The organism is Microcoleus sp. MOSTC5 (assembly GCF_036701825.1).
In the GTDB taxonomy this organism is placed as follows: domain Bacteria; phylum Cyanobacteriota; class Cyanobacteriia; order Cyanobacteriales; family Microcoleaceae; genus Microcoleus; species Microcoleus asticus.
Genome location: NZ_JAUBRK010000061.1, coordinates 42,896 through 50,619 on the forward strand (window position 1 = coordinate 42,896; position 7,724 = coordinate 50,619).

Genomic DNA, 7,724 nt, shown 5'->3' on the forward strand with positions numbered 1-7,724 from the left:
ATTCAATCCCTTTTAGGCGCCAGTTTCATTTTAACACAGCCTCATGCTGTGAAAATTGCACTCAAAACTCCGATCGTTGACTGTCGATCGATATTTGCAAGGACACAGCATTGCCTTGTCCAAATCCGAATATATTTGTAGGGATACAGCACTGCTGTGTCCCCGATATTTGCCAGGACACGGCACTGCCGTGTCCCTACCGAAAACCCTAATTAATGAAATTTTTAAGCTTGTAGTTGCGCTTGAGTCTGCCGGCGCTGAAGCGCAACTACAAACCTCGATTAGGCGGGAACTTGGATTTTTTCGGTGCCGGCAAGTTCAAAGGCTGCGTGAATTGCCTTCAAAGCAGTTACACCTTGTTCCTCATCCACAACGCAGCTAATTTTAATCTCGGAAGTAGCAATCATTTGAATGTTGATTTGCTGGCGAGAAAGCGCTTCAAACATCTTTGCCGCTACTCCCGGATGCGCTACCATCCCGGAACCGACAACGCTAACTTTGGCAATTTGTGTATCGACAGCTACTTCGCCCCATCCGAATTCGGGGGCGGCTTTTTTGAGGGCGTCTTTAGCAGCTTCGGCGTCAATTTGTGCTACGGTAAATGCAATGTCGCGACTTAATATGCCGTCGATATTATGGCAGCGCTGCGACTGAATGATCGTGTCTACGCTGATATTTTCCTCGGCTAAAAGTCCGAACAGTTTTGCTGCTACTCCGGGTCGATCGGGCAATTGGCGAATTGCTAGACGCGCTTGATTGATATCCAACGCAACGGCGCGGACTGCGGGCGGTTTTTGGGATGATGAACGCCGCCCAATAGGGGAGTTGGCGACATCAAATGCTTTGCAGAGTTCGGCAACGGCCCGATCGCAATCTTCGGCATCGATCGCACAACTAACTTTTACCTCGGAAGTGGAAATCATTTGAATGTTAATTCCCGCATCCGCTAAAGTCTTAAACATCTGCGCCGCTACCCTCGGACGCCCGATCATTCCTGCACCCGCAATGCTAACTTTAGCGATCGGCTTTTCTTCTGCTTTCACTTCCGGTTCTCCCAATTCTGGGCGAGAATTCTTGCCGAGGGTTGGCACGATCGCATCTGCAACGGCGACAGCTTGATTGAGGGAATTTCGCCTCACTGTGAAGGCAATATCGTTAGTATTTCCTTCGTGAATTGACTGGATAATTAAGTCTACATCGAGGTTTTGTTGCGCAATCGCACCAAACAACCGCGCTGCTACGCCGGGGCGATCGGGCAAACGCAACAGCGACACCCCCGCCTGATCCAAGTCAAATTCCACCGCATCCACCGCTTTTGCGAGTTCCAAGCCCTCCAAAGGCCGGGATTGGGCGGGCGGCGACACTACCCGCGTACCGGGGGCGTCACTCCAGCTAGAAAGCACTACCAGGGGCACGCCGTAATTCTTGGCAATTTCTACAGCGCGCGGGTGGAGGACTTTTGCGCCCAAACTCGCCAATTCCAGCATTTCGTCGCAAGTGATTTCGTCCATCAATTGGGCGTCGGCAACCAAGCGCGGATCTGTAGTCAGAATTCCGGGCACGTCGGTATAAATTTCGCACCTGTCGGCCCGCAGCGCTGCGGCGAGGGCCACTGCTGTTGTGTCGGAACCGCCGCGCCCCAAGGTGGTAATTTCCAATTCTCCGGCATTGGCGATGCCTTGGAAACCCGCAACCACAACGACTTTACCGCTTTTTAACTGGGTTTCAAGCCGATTCGGGTCGATTCGCAAAATCCGGGCGCGGGTGTGGGCGGCTTCGGTGACAATGCCAACTTGGGCGCCGGTGAGGGAAATTGCGGGCTGTCCCATTTCCTGCAATGCCATGCTCAAAAGTGCGATCGAGACTTGTTCCCCAGTGGAAAGCAACATATCCATTTCCCGCTTGTTGGGATTTGCGGAAATTTCCTTGGCGAGTTTAACTAAACCGTCGGTGGTTTTGCCCATCGCTGAAAGTACGACAACCAGAGAGTTGCCGAGCTGTGCTGTTTTTACAACTCGTCGGGCTACTTCCAGAATGCGATCGACTGTACCAACCGAGGTTCCGCCATATTTCTGAACAATTAGTGCCATAGGACTTATACAAAAAGTGATGCAATACTTAAGCTAATATACGCAAATTTTTGATAATAACCGATGAATGTTTATATAGTTTCTGAGGAGGCTGCTAGGCGATCGCATTTTTACAGCACATGATATTCCTAGGGACACTGAATTGCCGTGTCTCTACCGGCATCTGCGACTTATGCGAATTTAAGTTTTTGATTGAAGAATTGCCAATGACTTATGAAGAACCCAACCCCGATAATCATCAGTCATCCCCAATCTAAAATCTAAAATCTAAAATCTAAAATCGAATTACTCGCCTTCTAACTCTCGCAAACGCGCTTCTAAAGCTTGAATTCGCAGCTCAGCTTCTGTGCGCCTCTGTCGTTCTCGTTCAGCAGCCAATTCGGCTTGTTCTGCCCGTTCCTCGGCCGCCGGCAGCAAATTCCCGGAAGCATCCCACCAGGGCAGCCAAGGCAGTTCTACGCCCCGATCGACCCCTTGCAAAATGCCTAATTCCACTCGTATTTGTGCGATCGGGTAATGTCCGCGCTTATTTTGTGGGACTAACTCGAACCGATCCTCTACCAAATGATACACTTCAACTTGTGCCTTTTTGACTTCATAAATGCCGTAAAAAGCAGGTCTAATTATCCGCTCGTAAATCCAGAATTTGCCCTGGCGAGGAGTCCTATCTCTTTCTTCACTGCCATCGCCAGAAACAAATTCAAGTACAATTAGAGGCAGCATTAATTCCTGCCACATTACATAGGAGCGGCGAAGATTTCCGTCAATAGTTGGCGCCACGTCGGGCACGTAAAACCAATCAGGTGTTGAGGCTCCTCTTTCTGGCGGTTCCGGGGGCCGGAGCACTCGCCAATAAATACCGGAATCTTGACCGATGCAGTATTGTCCGTCGGGATGAATTTGGTCTAGAATGGGTCGAATTGAAGTTGTTAACAGGATGCTTTGAGGATGTTCTTGGAAGTTTTTTACAAAAGTACCGTCGGAGTCTGGTAATTGAGTGGGGTCGGGGAAATCTGTTGCTATAATTTCTAGTTTTTCGGCGACACTCATGTTGACCTCTTGAATGTTAAAAAATTATAGTTATAATTGGTGACTTAGAGATTAATAATGCTATTATGTCATTGGAAGCCTCCGGTTGCTATATAGAAAATTTTCATAAATATGAGTAAGTACAAGTTAATTATTTTTGACTTCGACGGCACTTTGGCAATTACTCACAAAGCTATTGTATTTTGCTTTACCAAAACTTTTGAAACTTTCAATATTACCCCGCCTGCTGCTGATACTATTATAGGTACGATCGGCATCAATTTACCAAATAGTTTTAAAATCCTCCATCCGGCGATCGAGGAAAGCGCAATTCCCGAATGGGTTGAAACTTACCGCTCTTATTATCGGACTGAAGGTGAAAAGCAGGTAGATTTATTTCCGGGGACAAAGCAAGTCTTGCAGTTGGCGCGCCAGTCGGGATTGAGCTTGGGAGTTTTCAGCAACAAACACGTTAGTTTTGTTGATTTATTACTAAAAAATTTCAAAATCCACAGTTTTTTTGATTTAATTTTAGGTGATAACGGACAAATAATCCCGAAACCAAATTCGGCTGTTTTTCACTCGATTATTAAACCGCTGTTCCCGGAATTGGATAACAGTCAAATTTTAATGATTGGCGATACAGCGATTGATTTGCTGTTTGCTAAAAATGCTGGGATAGATGTTTGTTGGGCGGCTTACGGATACGGCGATCGCGCTCAGTGTCTCGCCCTAGAACCGACTTTCGCGATCGACGATATTTCGGAACTTGCTGTGTTCGTTAAAAATTAATTTTTCCTTATTTTTTTCAGAAGAGTTTGAATCATTTAAGTAAAAGACATTAACTAAGAAATATTTTAATATAGCCGGACGCTCTATTTTTTTGATTGAAGTGAAAAAATAAATGCCCGAACCTGTAAGCCACCCAAAGGCTGCCCAATAAACCATACCAAAGATAGAGTTATCGCGGTAACAGTTATTATAAGTTAACAATTAGGATTCTTGAGAAGGTAGAAAGCAGAAAGCAAAAGGCAGAAAGAAAAAAACGAGGGAAGCCTGATTTTTTCTAGGTAAAATTTACAGCCAAAATTCTGCATAAGAGCCTTCTAACTTCTGCCTTCGGCAAACAGGAAATTCTGTTAAAATATAGGGTGCGGCCAGTCGGGATAGACAATAAACTCAATTTATAGAAACTCATGCAGATCGATATAAGCATTCCTTCTGAAACGCTATCGCCGACTCGCACTGGCGGCAATCCACCGAATTTAATAGAAGAAGTATTTCGGCTGTACGATCGCGCCCTGGCAGCTACCAGCAACGGCATCTCGATCGCGGACGCTACCCGGCCGGACAAGCCCATAGTCTACTGCAACCAGGCTTTCGAGCGGATTACAGGCTACGATCGCAGCGAAATAATCGGGCACAACTGCCGCTTCCTGCAAGGCCCGGATACCGATGGCGCTGCCGTCGCTCAAATCCGCGCGGCCCTGAAAGAACAACACGACTGCAAAGTAGTTCTGAAAAACTACCGCAAAGACGGCACCCCCTTCTGGAACGAACTCACCATCTCGCCCGTGCGCGACAGCAGCGGGATCGTCACTCACTTCATCGGCGTCCAATCTGATATCACCGATCGCAAACAAGCAGAAGAAGCCCTCAAACAAGCCGAGGCAAAATACCGCAGCATCTTTGAAAACGCCACCGAAGGCATCTTTCAAACCGCCCCAGACGGGCGCTACCTCAGCGCCAACCAGGCACTCGCCCGAATGTACGGCTACGATTCCCCGTCAGAACTGATCGCAAAATGTTCGGCAAAAAACCTTTACGCCGATCGCGCCCGCCGCGCTTCCTTCATTGCCGAAATCAGCAAAAACGGTTCCCTGAAAGAGTTTGAATCCTGCGTCCACCGCAAAGACGGCAGCACTACCTGGATCTCGGAAAACGTGCGCGAAGTCCGCGGCGCAGGCGGCGAACTCCTTTACTACGAAGGAACCGTCGCCGAAATCGCCGCCCGCAAACAAGCCGAAGCAGCCTTGCGAAATCAAGAATACTGGCTGAAAACCGCGATCGACGCCGTGCCCGACGCGATCAACCTCACAGACAGCGAGGGGCGCTGGCTGATTGCCAACGACTGCGCCCTCCAACTTTTGGGCTGGGAAACCGCAGACTACCAGGGCAAAACTACTGCCGAACTCGCTGCCGCCGCCGATGCCAGAGTCAGAGAAATCCTGCTAAATTGGCAGGAAACCGACGAAACCACCTGGCAAGCAGGCACTCTTACCTCCAGCCGCCAAATTGTCCCCTTGCCCACAGGCGGCAGCAATTTGTTTGAAGTGCGGAAAGTGCCGCTGTTCAACCCCGACGGTTCGCGCAAAGGTTTGGCAGTCGCGGGGCGCGACATCACCCAGGAAGTGGCAGCGGATGCAGCTTTGCGAGACAGCGAACAGCGGTTTCGGGCAATTTTTGAACGCGCTGCGATCGGCATGGTAGTCGCTACCCTCGAAGGTATGGCGATCGCCACTAATCCGGCATTTCAAGCTATGCTGGGGCGATCGGAAGCTCAACTGCGGGGTGCGGGCCTGGACGAATGCACGCACCCGGAAGACGTACAAGCTTCGCGCGAGTTGCGCCAACAGTTGGCCGCGGGTTCGCGCGAAGCTTACCAAATCGAGAAACGCTACCTCCGCCCAGACGGCAGCATCAGGTGGGGACGCCTCAGCGCCTCTGTCATCGACAGCAGTCAGGGAACGCCGCAGTTTATTTTGCAAATGGTAGAGGACATTACCGATCGCAAACAAGCCGAGTCAGCTTTGTTGCAAAATGAAGCTAAATGGCGATCGCTGATTCTCAACAGTTCCGACATGATTACTATTGTCGACGCCAGCGGTCGTATTGTTTACGAAAGCCCTTCTGTAGAAACAGTTTTGGGCTACGAACCCGAGGAACTCGCCCGTCAAATTGCCGTCGATTTCATCCACCCAGACGACCTGCCGTCGCTGATGTCCGACGGCGAAAAAATGATCGCAAATCCAGGCGATCCGATCGCCCTAGAAGGTCGGTTCCGGCGCGCTGACGGTTCTTGGTGTTTTCTCGAAGGCGTCGGCATCAACTTGCTAGCAGACCCCGCTGTGAGCGGAATTGTGATCAACTCCCGCGACATGACGGCGCGCAGGCAAGCAGAGTACCGCCTCAGCAAAATTAACGAGTGCTTTTTGGGATTCACCACCGACGCCAGTGACAACATCCAGCGCCTGACATCCTTAGCAGGCGAGCTTTTGGGCGGAAGTTGCGCTATCTACAGCCGCCTCGGTGGCGGTCTGCTGCGCGCGATCGCGACTTGGCAAGCGCCGTCGGACTACCCGCTGGTCGATCGCGCCGAGGGCCACATCTGCACCGACGTATGCAGCAAAGGAAGCGATCGGGCTGTGGCTATTCCTGACTTGCAGAACACGATCTACGGCAAAATCGATCCCGCTGTCATCCGCTACCAACTGCGAAGCTATCTGGGACAAGCAGTGCGGCTGGGCGACAATTACGTGGGTGCGCTGTGCGTTCTCTACACTGACCCGATCGCGCCCACAGAAGCCGACTGCAAGCTGATCGGAATTATTGCCGGGGCGATCGGAGTTGAGGAAGAACGGGCCGCCGCCGCCGATCGCGATCGCCAAAAATCCCAAGAACTGCAAACAGCTTTGCACGAATTGCAGCAAACTCAAATGCAGTTAGTACAAACCGAAAAAATGTCTTCCCTCGGACAGGTGCTAGCAGGAATTGCCCACGAAATTAACAACCCAGTAGGCTTTGTCGCCGGCAACCTCTGCCATGTCCGAGACTACGTTCTCGACTTGTTAGAAATCGTGCAAGTGTATCAAGCAGAGTACCCAGATTCCCCTGCCAAAATTCAGCAACAAGCCGATGATATAGACTTAGAATTTCTAGCAAAAGACCTGCCAAAATTGCTCAATTCGATGCAGATAGGATGCGAGCGCATTGTAGAAATTATTCAAACTCTGCGCAATTTCTCGCGGGCGGACGAAGCGAAAATCAAGACTGCCGACATTCACGAAGGTTTAGAAAGTACCTTGTTAATGTTGAACAGCCGGCTGAAAGCCAAGGCAAACTGGCAGGGCATTGAAGTGATAAAAAAATACGGAGAACTGCCGCAAATACAATGCCATCCCGGACTGTTAAATCAGGTTTTTATGAATCTATTGGCCAATGCGATTGACGCCTTGGAAGAAAGCAGCAGCAAAGCAAAAAATACAGCCGATACTATCTTTCCTACAATTACGATTCAAACTGAAATGATTGATAACAATCGCATTTATATTCGGATTAAAGACAACGGCCCGGGCATTCCCGAAGATCAGATCGTGCGTTTGTTTGACCCATTTTTTACCACAAAACCCGTAGGCAAAGGCACAGGTTTGGGTTTATCAATTTCGCACCAAATTGTCGTTGAAAAACACAACGGCAAATTGCAGTGCCTCTCGGAACCTGGTAAAGGCACCGAATTTATCATCGAAATTCCGGTAGTGCTAAACAAGTAATGATGCATTATAATGATGGATGAAATACCAGATTGCACCGATATGGTTGTCTAAT

At 49.5% G+C, this 7,724-nt stretch carries 4 protein-coding genes; 2 read left to right on the plus strand and 2 right to left on the minus strand.

Features of this window, described 5'->3' with window-relative positions; all coding sequences use genetic code 11:
- Window positions 1-281: 281 nt before the first annotated feature.
- Both QUA54_RS27010 and QUA54_RS27015 read right to left on the minus strand, forming a co-directional pair.
- Window positions 282-2,090: an aspartate kinase gene (locus QUA54_RS27010; RefSeq protein WP_333417272.1), complete on the minus strand. Its 1,809-nt coding sequence runs from the start codon at window positions 2,088-2,090 to the stop codon at window positions 282-284.
- A 285-nt stretch (window positions 2,091-2,375) separates the two neighbouring features.
- Window positions 2,376-3,140, minus strand: a complete 765-nt coding sequence (locus tag QUA54_RS27015) for a Uma2 family endonuclease (protein ID WP_333417274.1) — start codon at window positions 3,138-3,140, stop codon at window positions 2,376-2,378.
- Between the two features lie 111 nt (window positions 3,141-3,251).
- On the opposite strand from QUA54_RS27015, the gene QUA54_RS27020 reads away from it, so the two are divergent.
- Together QUA54_RS27020 and QUA54_RS27025 are read left to right on the plus strand one after the other, a co-directional pair.
- Window positions 3,252-3,911, plus strand: coding sequence for an HAD family hydrolase (locus QUA54_RS27020; RefSeq protein WP_333417276.1), 660 nt, complete (start codon window positions 3,252-3,254; stop codon window positions 3,909-3,911).
- A 404-nt stretch (window positions 3,912-4,315) separates the two neighbouring features.
- Window positions 4,316-7,669 (plus strand): PAS domain S-box protein, encoded by a 3,354-nt coding sequence (locus QUA54_RS27025; RefSeq protein WP_333417278.1) that lies wholly within the window; start codon window positions 4,316-4,318, stop codon window positions 7,667-7,669.
- Window positions 7,670-7,724 lie beyond the last annotated feature (55 nt).

Bases quoted from the DNA above. Each gene is read 5' to 3' on its own strand.
- QUA54_RS27020 (WP_333417276.1), top strand. From the start codon at position 3,252: ATGAGTAAGTACAAGTTAATTATTTTTGACTTCGACGGCACTTTGGCA.
- QUA54_RS27025 (WP_333417278.1), top strand. From the start codon at position 4,316: ATGCAGATCGATATAAGCATTCCTTCTGAAACGCTATCGCCGACTCGC.
- QUA54_RS27010 (WP_333417272.1), bottom strand. From the start codon at position 2,090: ATGGCACTAATTGTTCAGAAATATGGCGGAACCTCGGTTGGTACAGTC.
- QUA54_RS27015 (WP_333417274.1), bottom strand. From the start codon at position 3,140: ATGAGTGTCGCCGAAAAACTAGAAATTATAGCAACAGATTTCCCCGAC.